This is a genomic window from Roseburia yibonii (assembly GCF_014297335.1).
Classification (GTDB): domain Bacteria; phylum Bacillota; class Clostridia; order Lachnospirales; family Lachnospiraceae; genus Roseburia_D; species Roseburia_D yibonii.
Genome location: NZ_JACOQH010000004.1, coordinates 160,970 through 174,177, shown reverse-complemented (window position 1 = coordinate 174,177; position 13,208 = coordinate 160,970). Strand labels below are relative to the sequence as shown.

The following is a 13,208-nucleotide window of genomic DNA, read 5'->3' as shown; positions in this document are numbered from 1 at the left end:
GCACTGTTTTATTAAGCGCTTACAATGTGTTTACTCGAGTTGAGCCTGAACTTAAAGAACAGGCTGAAAGTGTATTAGATCAGTTAGGAATTCCAATGTCAAATGCAGTAGGAATGTTTCTACGGCAGATTGTTTTGCAAAAGGGAATTCCATTTGAAACGAAATTACCAAGAACGGCACCGTTGACCTATGGTTCTCTTACGAAAGAACAATTTGATAAAGAAATTGAAAAAGGTATGTCTGATGTAAAAGCTGGCAGAGTTTACTCAGCAGATGCCATTGAAGCTGAAATGAAAAGAGATTTTGGCATATGATTTTTTATGTGGCATATTCCGCTGAAGCAAGACAGGATTTGAGGGACATTTATGAATATATTGCGTATGAATTGTTGGTACCTGAAACAGCTGCCGGACAATGGTTGCATTGTTCGGAACGATAGGAAATAGCAATACAAGTTGTAGGCAGGTGGCTACCCAGGAGCAGATGGACCGATTTTGAAAAACTCTGTATCAATTTTCTTTACAGATAAACTTTGTTCATAGATTTATGGTATAATCAGTTTAAGCGCTTGAATAAAGGAGATGGTTATACCATGAATCTGTTTTGCGAAGAGGTCCATAAACTGGAGGCGGAATTTAAACAATGCCGGAAGCTGCTGAACGCTATCGGGGATGAGAACCGCCAGCACCTTATATGCGTCATGATGAATATGCCGATTGATGGCGGCCTTGTATTGGAGATTGTCGAGCAGACGCATCATCCGGGCTGCCATTCCTTGATATGAAAAAGATTACAAGGGAGTCACTTAAGAAAGCCGAAAAACCTTCAATACGGTGACAGAACACAAAACCACGGGCAATACAAAAACCCATATACAAAGATTTGAACTAATCAGGCCAGGACAGTTTTATTTTGATGCCTGCTACAACCCGTCCAAGACCGCATTCCTGAAAAATGCTGAGAAGAAGGGCTGCAAAATCCTGAATGGTCTTGGTATGTCCAGCTCCAGAGGACTGCTCAGATCGAATTATGGACCGGACAGAAGGCTCCACTGGATGTGATGCGAAAAGAATTAAAGGAGATTATCCGGGAAGAAAATGAGAAGGCGCAGACGGAATGATCCTGTAATTCCGTCACTTCATGGGAGATAAATGTTATAGTGAATTTATAGTGAATAGAGAAACCGTAGTAAACAATAATTTCAGATGATCCAGGTTTGATCAGAGAGGAGAAGAATATGAACAACTATTGTATGATCCAGAACTCCAAAACGTTTGCATTTTCCGCAGAGAATCCAACCGGTGTACGCGCAGGTGGTTCCCAGGGCGGTGACTGCACCAAGCTTCGTCCGACCGTGACGATTCCTGCAGGGGAAACTGTAACTCTGGTAGATGCTGCAGGACCGGGTGTGATCCAGCATATGTGGTTTACCGGATATGTCGGGCACCATTTTATCATCCGTATGTATTGGGATGATCAGGAATATCCGTCTGTGGAAGCTCCGCTCTCTGCATTCTTCGGATGTGCCTATGATGAAAATTTCGTGGACCGGGATGGCAAATATCCGGTGTTGAATTCTGCCATGATGCTGGTAGCTCCTGGTCGCGGCTATAACAGCTATTTTGAGATGCCGTTCCATAAGAGAGCTCGGATCACGATGGAAAACCGTGGTGACAAGGATGAAAATCTCTATTATATTATCACCGGAGCTTATCAGGAGATTCCGGCGGAGGCTGGTTATTTCCATGCCACCTATCGCCAAGAGCACCCGGTTCAGAAGGGTCGTACCTACACAATCGTTGACGGAATCGAAGGCAGGGGACAATTTGTTGGTGTGACTCTGGCAACTGGTATGAATGGCAACAATACCTGTTGGGTAGAAGGCGAAGCCCGCATGTATCTGGACGATGATCCGTATCCGTCTATCCACTATACCGGAACTGAAGACTACTTCGGCGGTTCCTATGGATTTGGAAATGACATCATCATCAAGAGCTATCAGACCTTCAGCGGTTTATATACCGGCATGTATGCAATCTATGGAGACAACCGGGAATTCTATAACGGACAGCAGAGATTCCTGCTGTATCATTTCCATATTGCAGACCCGATCCGTTTTGAGAATAAGTTTCGTATGACACTCGACAACATGGGCTGGACCGGACCGCGTTACGATGATTACACAAGTGTTGCTTATTGGTATCAGACCCTGCCGTCCGCACCGCTGATGCCACTGCCGACAGATGCAGAGATGTGTATGAGATAATAGAACCAGATTGGAGATGTCAGATAGATTGGTTTTAACCTTGCGACACGTCGCATCGGTTATATCGGACTGACATCAGAGATTTGCCGGAAAGGATAGAGGTATTATGTTACTGGAAGAGAAGTTTTTGGAATTTCATCGTTATGCCAGCAGCCACAATCTGCCGCTGGAAGCTATCAGTGTCGGAGATGAGAACAAGGTACTCTGTGAGATGCACTACGCAGCAAATGCACCGAGAAATATTTATTCACATACCAAGAGTTTTACGGTAACAGCAGTTGGACTCGCAATGGAAGAGGGAAAGCTAAGCCTGGAAGATCATGTGGCGGAAGTGTTTAAAGATAAACTTCCTTCAAATCCGGATCCAAATCTGGAGAAGATTCAGTTGAAACATCTGCTCTGCATGTCCAGTGGCTTTGGTAAGGCACTTCTGATGAATGCGGACAGACGTCCGGGCGTCGGCGCACCGGATTATGAGAAATATATGATGGCACAGCCGGTTCCTGTGGAGCCAGGCAGTGCATTCTGCTATTCCTCTGCCGACAGTATTCTGGCTGCTCATATGGTAGAACGGGCCGTTGGCAAGCGGATGGGAGAGTATCTGTATGAGAAGGTATTCCAGCCCCTTGATATGGGATGGCCGCTCTGGGAGCATGATCCACAGGGACATCCGAATGGCGGCGGAGGTATGTATCTGACTTGTACCGAGATGATGAAACTGGGACAGCTCTATCTGGCTGAGGGTAACTGGAAGGGCGAGCAGATTGTCAGCAGGGACTGGGTGCAGGAGGTGTCCACCCCGAAATTTACCTTCGAGCCATCTGCAGATTTCTGGCATGTAGGATATGGCTATCAGTTCTGGATCAGTCCATATCCAGGATCCTATCGTGCTGATGGCGCATTCGGACAGATTACAACGATTCTCCCAGAGAAGGGATTGGTTGTTTCCATCCAATGTCCGGAGCGAGGTAATTTCGATCAGGTGAAACGTGCGCTGCATGAACATTTTCTGATGGAATTGTAAGAATAGACTTGCAACAATATGCTATAATTTGCCCAGAAACCGTACTTTTGGCTGAAAAGGCTTAAAATCAAGGCTTTTAGGGAATGTAGATGGGATTTATACCCCCATTGTACTCCTATTTTGTAAAACAGTAGGATCATCAACCGGACTTCCCTCGATAAAAAGAATATAATTTGTGGCGAAAGAAGTTCCTTCGGGGACTTCTTTTCACTTACATAAAAATGTCGGTTTGAATGTCGGTTAAGTGTCGGTTTGTTTATGATATTTGACTGCAATACATATTATGTGGTTGTACTTTTAATAATAATCGTATACCTTACCTAAATATGTATAGAAACCAGGTCGATTATAAAGAAATAACATAAAATATGTTATTATGAATGAAATTATGTTACAAGGAGATGTCATATGCAAAAGCAATTAGAGCAGTATTTCGGCTGCAAAATAAAAATAGCAGAATATAAGAATAAATTACAATTGCCGATTTTTATGACTATGCGTGACATTATGATGGTTGAAATATATGGTGTTAACTTTGCAATAATTGATGTAGTGAAGGAAATGGAACTAAGTGTTGCTGCAATGAAAAAGCAGAAAGCAAAGTATGAGGAAGCATTGCAGTGTCCTGCAGCATATGAAGTAGCGTTAAACAGCGTTTCCATGAGAAATGCGCTGGTGAAAAGCGGAGTTCCGTTTGTGGATTTGCCGGGAAATGTATTTTTGCCATTTATGGGAATTGTATTGCAGGATGTGTATCTCAAGCAGCTTGTCAAGGCAGATAAGATGATGCCTGCAACACGGATGGTGTTCCTTGAATTGTTATATATGGAAGACGAGGAATCTGTGCTAAAAAGTGAGGTTGCGAACAAGCTGAATCTTACCAAAACGTCCATTACAAGAGCAACAGCCCAATTAGAGGGAATGGGACTTATCCGCCAGATGAAATCCGGAACAGAGATTGCTATTAAGAGAAATTACACACGCAAAGAGTATTATGAAAATGCAAAAGCATATTTGATTAATCCGGTCCAGAAAGAGATTACAATTATGCGATGTGAAGCAACCTTTGAATCATTTAGCGCAGGAGAAACCGCTCTTAGTCAGGAGCCAGAATTGAATCCGCCTAGAATTGAGGAACGGGCAATCTACAAGGGCGAGGAAGTTGTTGACCAGTTGGAAATTGTGGATGCCAGATCTGAAGACTCGGACGACTGCTTGAAGGTACAATTATGGAAATACAATCCTTCTTATTTTGCAAGAGAAGGATGTGTTGATCCTGTTTCGCTTGCATGTACATTCAAAGGTAACGAAGACGAAAGAATAGAAATGAGTGTTGAGAAACTGCTGGAGGAATTATGAAAGTACTTGTAATACCGGATATTCATCTAAAACCGTGGATATTTGACAGGGCAGAGAAAATCATAAAAGACGGTAAGGCGGATCGGGCTGTATGCCTTATGGATATTCCGGATGACTGGAATATGGAGTTTCAGATAGAACGAAATAAAGAAACATTTGACTGGGCAATCGCATATGCCATGGACTATCCGGATACTCTCTGGTGCTATGGCAATCATGATGTCAGCTACCCGTGGGGAAGGCTTGAGACCGGATATTCTCCTTATGCCGAGAGGACGGTCATATCAAAGCTCGAAGAACTTGAGAATAGCCTTAAGAGTCCGGCACAGATCAACATAATCCATCGGATTGACAATGTGCTTTTCTCACATGGAGGGCTTACAGCTGATTTCCTGAAATGGCTAAACGCGGATCTGTTGTTTGCTGATATAGATGATGTTATTGCAGCGGTGAACGATGCTTCCAATGATTATCTCTGGAATGATAAATCACCGTTATGGCTCAGACCACAGTATGAGACCAGAGAGATATTCAGAGCAGATACCTACAAACAGGTGGTAGGCATACTCCGGTGGAGAAGATATTTGAAAAAGACGGCATCATATCCGCAGATGTGTTCTCTACCTATAGAGACGGAAGACAGATTGGAGAGTCGGCGATGATTGTTATTGATTCGGAAACCGGGAAATATGAGAAGACAGAGGTTATGGGGAAACAGGGAGTGTGATGAGGATGAAGGAACCTACACAGCAATATTCAGATTTAATTAATTCATTACAATCCAGGATACAGGCATTGGAGGATGAAAACCGACTTTTGAAAGAGCGTTTGAATGAAGCCGGTGTTTCGTATGCGGATATTGTGTCTGGCGACGCTGAAGGAGTTGTGGAATTGTATGACCTGGATCAGGGTGCTCGTATAAAGAAATTTGATGTTACGGATAAGATTGCAAGTGATTTCTTTATGATGTTCTGCCGCGGAAGGAAGGATTTGTATGATCTTCGCTATACGAATCTAAAAACGGGGAAGAACGGGTATTATACGCAGTGCTTTAACCGCTGGGATCGTGTCTGCCATATACAGAAAAAGGATGGAGTTCGTTGTAAGGATTGCGAATTAAGGGCGTATAAGCCGGTCACCTTGCCTTTGATAAAGGCGCATATGAATGGGGCAGATCCAAATGGCAATGATGTCGTGGCGATATATCCGATGCTTGAAAACAATCTTTGCCAGCTGCTTGTATTTGACTTTGATAATCATGCAAAGGGTGCAGAACAGGAAGATTATGCGAATATTGATGATAGGTGGAAAGAAGAAATAAATGCTTTGCGGCGCATTTGTAAGAATCTGGATGTGGACGCTGTGGTGGAACGATCAAGGTCGGGACGCGGTGCGCATCTTTGGATATTCTTCAAGGAAATGATTCCTGCCAGATTGGCGAGAAAATTTGGTTTTGCGTTGCTAGAGAAAGGAGCTGAATCCGTCAATCTTAAGTCCTTCAAATACTATGATCGCATGATACCGACGCAGGATGCGCTTCCTGAGGGCGGACTTGGAAATGTCATTGCACTTCCTTTACAAGGAATGGCTCTGAAGTCCGGAAAGTGGAACTAGAATCATTCCTATGACTGAGGAAGTGTATGAATGTTTTAAGCGTATTGTTGAAAATCGTAAAAAGCCCAAGAAAGAACCTGTGATTGATGAATATAAGGGATTTTTGTTCTTGGATAAGAAAGATATGCCGGAAGTTGCCTTACATTGGGAAAAACATTTTGAGTGGGCATTGGCAAAACATAATCGAATCTATAAGGAACAATTACCAAAGATCACACCTCATGTTTGCAGACATACCTATTGCAGCAACATGGCAAAAAGCGGAATGAATCCCAAGACACTTCAATATTTAATGGGGTATTCTGATATAGGAGTTACATTGAATACATATACGCATCTGGGAGCAGAGGATGCCAAGGAAGAACTTGGCAAATATGCTAAAATGGCTTAAAATTTTAAAATAATGATACAACTAAAAGAAAACCTAAGTGGAAAAAGTCTTTAGTAAAATGAGAAAATCGAGCTGTTTTACTAAGATTTTTACTAAATTTGGATGACAAAATATACGAATTTATGCCACGATATGCGACGAAAACAAAGAAAATACTCTATCACAGAAAATCGTATAAAGTGGCGTGAAATCAAGGAAAATCAGCATTTCCAAGGAGTTTTTAAGGCATGATTAAAATATTATTCATCTGCCACGGCAGGATTTACCGGGCATGATGAAAAGTCTCAAATCGTCTCATAAGTCCCGTTTTTAAGCGTTTTTTGTGCTTCAATCTCAAATTTACCAAAGATTTACCAATATTTCTGGAGAGCCAGACTTGCAAAAAAATGAGCCAGAATGAGGAGATTAAAACATGAGCGAATTGAAACCAAGAATAACGGAAAACGGAATTGATTATATCCTTGTTGGAGATTACTACATCCCAGACCTGAAACTGCCGGAAGAACATCGCCCCATTGGAAAGTATGGACGGCTACACCGGGAATATTTAAGGGAAATCCATCCAGCCCGATTGAACACATTGACCTTGACTGGGGAGTTATGGACATATCTTTCTGACCTGAACGAACAGGCACAGGAACGGTTAGACACCATCATGGAGCAGATGAAAATTGCCGAGGGCGTAACCGAGGAATTAAAGTGTACCCGTCAAATGGAATGGGTGCGGCGGTGCAATAATATCCACAATCGGGCAGAAGAAATTGTTTTGCAAGAGATAATTTATTCATAATAGTATGGTGTCAGGATTATGACAAATCAGAGGTTAAAAGGTGCATTATGTTAAAAAGCATAGGGTTATATTTTAGAAAAATAGATTTTCTGAATTTTGCAGTTGGAGCTATAATGCCAATCATTGTATTGTTTATAGTTTATTCATCAGTCAAATCAAATATAATTCTTCAAGACACTGATTTTTTATCACTGTTGATGAATCATAAAGGGAAATTCATATTTTACTTTTTCGTGTCCTTTATTGAAGAAGTTATTTTTAGAGGAATTATTTTTGGGCTGTTGCTGCAAAAATGTAAAAATAAGTATTTGAGTTGCGTAATAGCTGCACTTATTTTTACACTACCACATATTTTTAATACCGATAATATTTCTGTTCTGGTAATGTTTATTTTTCCTTTTCTATATGGAATATTTGCCAATGAAATGTTTTACACTACAAAGAGTATTTGGATGCCTACAGGATTTCATTGGTTATGGAATTATACAATAACAAGTTTGTTTCTTGTTACAGGAACACAAAGTTTCATATATGTACATATCATAGCAGCAATGATTATAATGATACCGTTGTTTTACATTGTTATTGGGAAAACACGCCTCAAAAAGACATCCCCTCAAAAACTTTGATTACCCCCCAAATTGGAAGGAAAGATAATATACATAATCATTTTCCACACCAACGATTCCTTTTTCCATTTCCGTGATAGGAATCCCTGACAGCCCGTCTTTTCCATAGATTAGAGCCATTAATCCCTGTTCAGAGTCTGAAAGGATAGCAGTCTTGCCTTCTATTGTCGAAGCTGAATGAATCTGAATCGGAATCTCCCCTTTTATCTGGCTTGCACTTCTGACATAATATTCTCTGTTTTCTATATTTTCTAAAATAGGAAAATCCGTAGAATATTTTGCATAATCATCTGCTACAATTAATTTTACCTTAAAAGATTCAAAATCCGGCACAACAGCAATGACACCTCTGGAAGGGGAATCGATTCCGTCATAGTCCAAATCAGCCACTTTACTTTTACTGATCAGTGTCCCAGACTGATATTCAGATACATAAATGGTGAGTGTTTTAAATTCATCTTTTGTAAAATAATGAAAAAGATATGCGCCGTCTGTTCCGGATAATAATTCTGCTGTTTTCATCTCAGTACTTGTCTGATCAACTGCGGTAATATAATTTTTTGGATGTATCAGTTTGTGAAAGAATAAAGTGCCAAGGATCGCAGAGACAATTACTGCAAAAACAGTTACTACAGCAAGAATTGTTTTTAAATTTTTTTGTTTCTTTTTACTCTCTTTTGTAATCTGAATAAGATTGCTGTCTGATTTTTCAATTACATTTTCAGTACCGATATCTTCACCTGCAAGAAATTCATTAATGCTGATTCTAAGTATGCTGCACAATTCCATATAAATTGACACGTCCGGCAGGCATATGCCTCGTTCCCATTTAGAAACCGATTTGTCACTCATATTCAGTTTTTCTGCCAATTGCTTCTGCGTCAGTCCAAGAGCTTTTCTTTTTTCTGCAATATATTTTCCGATTTTGATTAAATCCATATAATTCACTTCCTTCTGTTTAATCTAAGCATAATATAAATTATAAGAAATGAACACCCCTTATGAGTAGAATGCGTTGAGTATTTGAGTTCTGGCTGAATTAGTGATAGATTAGGACGCAAGAGTTGATTGACGTTGGATAATGCTCCATAATATAATGAAAAGAATAAAAGGCAGATATCTATGCCTGGATAGATGGAGAAAAACCTATGGAGAAAAAAAGAGGAATTGATTCGTTTACACTACATATTCTGGCAATGCTGTTTATGTTATGTGATCATTTGTGGGCGACACTATTTCCAGCACAGGAATGGATGACATGCGTAGGAAGACTTGCTTTTCCGATTTTCGCATTTATGATCGCAGAAGGATGCTATTATACTTCGAATGTGAAAAAATACATGCTGCGTCTTTTTCTATTTGCCATAATTTCAGAAATACCATTTAACCTGATTATGGGAAGTTCTGTATTTTACCCGTTTCATCAAAATGTACTATGGACCTTTTTATTAGGGGTGTTATCGATACAGATCATTGAAAAGGCAAAGAAGAAACAAAAGAAATGGATATCGTTTTTTGTGGTTTGCCTCGTGCTTTTGATGGATTTTCTGCTTGGAACCATAACCATGGTAGATTACAATGCTGCAGGAATACTGACGGTATTACTTTTTTATTTTTTTCGCAAGAAAACCTGGATTTCTTTTGCGGCACAGCTTGTCGGACTGTATTATTTGAATGTAGTTATGCTGGGGAATCTGTATTATCCGGTAACGATTCTGGGACATCATTTTGAGATTGCACAGCAGAGCTTTGCACTGTTGGCACTGATTCCAATCTGGTTATATCATGGAGAGCAGGGGTACCATAACAAGTGGTTCAAGTATTTCTGTTATGCGTTTTATCCGGTGCACCTTCTTATCTTGTTTGTTATTTGGCAATGGCGTATTTGATAATAGATCAGCAGCGGAAATTCTGGATAAATTATTATAGAAAGTGATGGGGGAAAGAATGCAGACTTATACTTATGTTTCAAAAGGAAAATTTGAATTAATGGAAAAGCCAAAGCCTGTGCTGATGCATGAAAGAGATGCCATTGTAAAGGTGACACTTGCCAGCATTTGTTCCAGTGACCTGCACATTAAGCATGGAAGCGTTCCACGGGCAGTGACGGGGATTACAGTCGGTCATGAGATGGTTGGAATTGTGGAAGAAGTCGGAACTGCTGTGAAGAATGTGAAACCAGGAGATCGGGTGACGGTAAATGTAGAAACTTTTTGTGGAGAATGTTTTTTCTGCAAGAAAGGTTATGTGAATAACTGTACCGATGAAAATGGCGGCTGGGCTCTTGGATGCCGTATCGATGGCGGTCAGGCAGAATATGTCCGTGTACCATTTGCAGATCAGGGGCTGAATAAGATTCCGGATAAAGTTACGGACAGACAGGCGTTATTTGTAGGAGATGTACTTGCCACCGGTTACTGGGCAGCACGTATTTCCGAGATCACTGAGGATGACACGGTGCTGATCATTGGAGCCGGTCCTACAGGTATCTGTACCTTACTGTCTGTTATGCTGAAAAATCCGAAGCGAATCATCATGTGTGAAAAAGACGAAAAGCGTATGCACTTTATCAGGGAACATTATCCGGAAGTTCTTACAGTTTCGCCGGAAGAATGTTTTGATTTTGTTCAGGCAAACACTGAGCATGGTGGAGCGGATGTTGTTCTTGAAGTTGCAGGAGCAGAATCTACTTTCCGTCTTGCATGGGAATGCGCAAGGCCAAATGCAATCGTGACGGTGGTGGCACTTTACGATAAAGCCCAGACGTTACCTCTGCCGGATATGTATGGAAAGAATCTGACTTTTAAAACAGGAGGAGTAGACGGTTGTGATTGTGAAGAAACGCTGAGACTGATCGCGGAAGGTAAGATCAACACGGAACCACTGATCACACACACCTACCCACTTAGCAGAATCGAAGAAGCCTATGAACTTTTTGAAAATAAGAGGAACGGCGTGATCAAGGTAGCGGTAGAATGTTAAATATAATAGAAATAAAAGATTTCCAGGCATCGGAGTTAGAGGTTTTCGCAAGGCTCACAGAAGACAGCTTTTGAATAAAAATCACCCGGAGAAAGGAATTTTTATAGCGGAAAGTCCCAAGGTGATCGGGAGGGCGTTAGATAAATCATGAAAATAGCGCAGCAACTATCTGGGTGCGGTAGAATAGTGTTCGAAAATGGGTTAGTAGAAAAACTTTTAGAAGAAAATTTCATTAAAAGATGTGCTGATACTTTTGCGGATGAACGAGGTCTTGTAATTCCGTTGGAAGATAGTGATTTAATAAAGGCATTAGAGGATTATCCTAATATGGGAGTTGATGCAATAGAAAATATTCTTGCAAGCAAATATGAACAAATTGTTTTTGAAAAATAATCCTTAGTAGTAAGAATTTACCTGTTACTACTAATTTTACTACTAACAGGTAGTAACAACATGCCTAATTCTGCTCTGGTTTGCCACAATCTGTAATTTCAGAGCATATCACAATAATCCCGGAAACCCTTGCAAAACAGGGCATTCCGGGGCAAAACAAGGAGAAATAAAATAATGATAAAAATACTATTCATCTGCCACGGCAGGATTTCCCGGGCATGATGAAAAGTCTCATATCGTCTCATAAGTCCCGTTTTTAAGCGTTTTTTGTGCTTCAATCTCAAATTTACCAAAGATTTACCAATATTTCTGGAGAGCCAGACTTGCAAAAAAATGAGCCAGAATGAGGAGATTAAAACATGAGCGAATTGAAACCAAGAATAACGGAAAACGGAATTGATTATATCCTTGTTGGAGATTATTACATCCCGGACTTGAAACTGCCGGAGGAACACCGCCCTATCGGAAAGTACGGACGGATGCACCGGGAATATTTAAGGGAAGTCCACCCAGCCAGATTGAATACATTGATACTGACCGGGGAATTGTGGACATATCTTGCAGACCTGAACGAACAGGCACAGGAACGGTTAGACACCATCATGGAGCAGATGAAAACTGCCGAGGGCGTAACCGAGGAATTGAAGCGTACCCACCAAATGGAATGGGTGCAGCGTTGCAATAACATTCATAACCGGGCAGAAGAAATTGTTTTGCATGAGATGATTTATTCATAACGGGAGCAATTAAATCGGAGGTATATAAGATGATTGAAATTGTATTTGGTGAAAGTGCCTGTGGAAGTTTGAAAATTGCCCAAACTTACGGCAAGGGAAAGTATAGAGGAAGTGCTGTTTCAATATTTATGAGGCATGAAGACGGGAGTGTTCCATCTTCAGATGAAATGAAAAAAGCACAGCTTCAAGCACAGGAACAAGAACGCATTGCTTGGGAGAATGCTATTCCATTGGGAGGCAAGAGCTGTGATGTTTATTGTTTTGATATGGCTCTTAGTGTGGGAGATATTTCTGATAATGGAATTGGCGAACAGCGGAAAAATGTTTTCAAGAAAATGCTGTCTGTCTGCTTTGTAGAGGATTTAGATTATCAGGTTGAAGAAAAAATACAGAAAATTAAAACTACATTGACCTCAGTGATTGAACGATATGTAGCTGGGGAAGAAATTCGCATTTGGTATAGCTATAATCCAGATGAGCTTTGTGGTATGTATTGGCTTATGAAACAACTTCAACCCTTAAACTGCCAGACAACAATTTATTTGGTTAAGTTACCTACATGGGAATATGGAAAAGAAAATACTATGACATCCAAAATAGCATGGGGCGAGGTCTCTCCTGGCGAATGGGGAAACTATATAACTCTACAAGAGAAAGCTAATCCTGTATTTCTTTCAGCTTGTGCTATGAAATGGAATCAACTTCAAAATGAAAATGCACCTTTGCGTGCAATGTTAAATGGTAAATTGCAAAGCGTTTCAGAAGATATATATGATAGTTTCATTCTTCGTGAAATTGCGGAACAGCCAGAGCAATTCAAAATGGCTATTGTCATAGGTAATGTTTTAGGAAAATATCAACTTGGAATTAGTGATGTATGGATTTCCAATCGCATTGATAAAATGCTTGAAGATGGTGTGTTGGAAATTATACAGGACGCACCAAAGGGAGAAACAAATTATCGCCGAATATTAAGAAAACGAATGAAGTAATAACCACAGCACAAACCGCTGCTACATGGAA

Annotated in this window: 17 protein-coding genes and 1 pseudogene; 17 read left to right on the top strand and 1 reads right to left on the bottom strand. The window is 40.5% G+C overall.

The features are described from left to right. The first annotated feature begins 26 nt into the window (after window positions 1–26). The 11 genes from H8Z76_RS07500 to H8Z76_RS07450 all read left to right on the top strand — a co-directional run bounded on the left by H8Z76_RS07500 (window position 27) and on the right by H8Z76_RS07450 (window position 8,073). On the top strand, window positions 27–314 hold the full coding sequence (locus H8Z76_RS07500) for a type II toxin-antitoxin system RelB/DinJ family antitoxin (RefSeq protein WP_330595012.1): 288 nt from the start codon (window positions 27–29) through the stop codon (window positions 312–314). A gap of 278 nt (window positions 315–592) precedes the next feature. Then, window positions 593–784: a hypothetical protein gene (locus tag H8Z76_RS07495; protein ID WP_015520126.1), complete on the top strand. Its 192-nt coding sequence runs from the start codon at window positions 593–595 to the stop codon at window positions 782–784. Window positions 785–970: 186 nt separating this feature from the next. After that, the gene (locus tag H8Z76_RS14000) at window positions 971–1,120 is read left to right on the top strand and encodes a hypothetical protein (protein ID WP_408639489.1); all 150 of its coding nucleotides are present in this window, start codon (window positions 971–973) and stop codon (window positions 1,118–1,120) included. 117 nt (window positions 1,121–1,237) lie between these two features. Beyond that, a complete protein-coding gene (locus tag H8Z76_RS07485) occupies window positions 1,238–2,266 on the top strand; it encodes a glycoside hydrolase family 172 protein (RefSeq protein ID WP_226947204.1) in 1,029 nt (342 codons plus the stop codon). A 106-nt stretch (window positions 2,267–2,372) separates the two neighbouring features. Further along, a complete protein-coding gene (locus tag H8Z76_RS07480) occupies window positions 2,373–3,290 on the top strand; it encodes a serine hydrolase domain-containing protein (RefSeq protein WP_186982083.1) in 918 nt (305 codons plus the stop codon). A 408-nt stretch (window positions 3,291–3,698) separates the two neighbouring features. Continuing rightward, a complete protein-coding gene (locus H8Z76_RS07475; RefSeq protein WP_186982082.1) occupies window positions 3,699–4,649 on the top strand; it encodes a winged helix DNA-binding protein in 951 nt (316 codons plus the stop codon). Continuing rightward, window positions 4,646–5,311, top strand: coding sequence for a metallophosphoesterase (locus tag H8Z76_RS07470; RefSeq protein WP_186982081.1), 666 nt, complete (start codon window positions 4,646–4,648; stop codon window positions 5,309–5,311). Before H8Z76_RS07475 ends, H8Z76_RS07470 begins: the two co-directional genes overlap by 4 nt. Before the next feature lie 70 nt (window positions 5,312–5,381). Then, entirely contained in the window at window positions 5,382–6,263 is an 882-nt protein-coding gene (locus H8Z76_RS07465) for a TOTE conflict system archaeo-eukaryotic primase domain-containing protein (protein ID WP_186982080.1), read from the top strand. A 10-nt stretch (window positions 6,264–6,273) separates the two neighbouring features. After that, window positions 6,274–6,654 carry a tyrosine-type recombinase/integrase gene (locus tag H8Z76_RS07460; protein ID WP_330595010.1) on the top strand — a complete coding sequence of 127 codons (381 nt, stop codon included), beginning with the start codon at window positions 6,274–6,276 and terminating at the stop codon, window positions 6,652–6,654. A gap of 412 nt (window positions 6,655–7,066) precedes the next feature. Continuing rightward, window positions 7,067–7,444, top strand: coding sequence for a TnpV protein (locus H8Z76_RS07455; protein ID WP_186982079.1), 378 nt, complete (start codon window positions 7,067–7,069; stop codon window positions 7,442–7,444). Window positions 7,445–7,491: 47 nt separating this feature from the next. Next, a complete protein-coding gene (locus H8Z76_RS07450; protein ID WP_186982078.1) occupies window positions 7,492–8,073 on the top strand; it encodes a CPBP family intramembrane glutamic endopeptidase in 582 nt (193 codons plus the stop codon). Here H8Z76_RS07450 and H8Z76_RS07445 read toward each other — a convergent pair whose 3' ends face one another. Then, a complete protein-coding gene (locus tag H8Z76_RS07445) occupies window positions 8,074–9,012 on the bottom strand; it encodes a helix-turn-helix domain-containing protein (RefSeq protein WP_186982077.1) in 939 nt (312 codons plus the stop codon). It lies immediately after the preceding gene. Between the two features lie 209 nt (window positions 9,013–9,221). On the opposite strand from H8Z76_RS07445, the gene H8Z76_RS07440 reads away from it, so the two are divergent. From H8Z76_RS07440 to H8Z76_RS07420, 6 genes and pseudogenes are all read left to right on the top strand, one after another. Continuing rightward, window positions 9,222–9,962 (top strand): TraX family protein, encoded by a 741-nt coding sequence (locus H8Z76_RS07440; protein WP_186982076.1) that lies wholly within the window; start codon window positions 9,222–9,224, stop codon window positions 9,960–9,962. A gap of 58 nt (window positions 9,963–10,020) precedes the next feature. Further along, window positions 10,021–11,055 carry an alcohol dehydrogenase gene (locus H8Z76_RS07435; protein ID WP_186982075.1) on the top strand — a complete coding sequence of 345 codons (1,035 nt, stop codon included), beginning with the start codon at window positions 10,021–10,023 and terminating at the stop codon, window positions 11,053–11,055. Beyond that, a pseudogene (locus H8Z76_RS13960) lies at window positions 11,049–11,197 on the top strand (TrmH family RNA methyltransferase); the annotation flags it as partial. The gene H8Z76_RS07435 and the pseudogene H8Z76_RS13960, both read left to right, overlap by 7 nt. A 5-nt stretch (window positions 11,198–11,202) precedes the next feature. Beyond that, window positions 11,203–11,448: a hypothetical protein gene (locus H8Z76_RS07430; protein ID WP_186982074.1), complete on the top strand. Its 246-nt coding sequence runs from the start codon at window positions 11,203–11,205 to the stop codon at window positions 11,446–11,448. Window positions 11,449–11,807: 359 nt separating this feature from the next. Continuing rightward, entirely contained in the window at window positions 11,808–12,185 is a 378-nt protein-coding gene (locus H8Z76_RS07425; protein WP_005927690.1) for a TnpV protein, read from the top strand. 29 nt (window positions 12,186–12,214) lie between these two features. Continuing rightward, window positions 12,215–13,177 (top strand): DUF3658 domain-containing protein, encoded by a 963-nt coding sequence (locus H8Z76_RS07420; RefSeq protein ID WP_005927687.1) that lies wholly within the window; start codon window positions 12,215–12,217, stop codon window positions 13,175–13,177. Window positions 13,178–13,208: the final 31 nt, after the last annotated feature.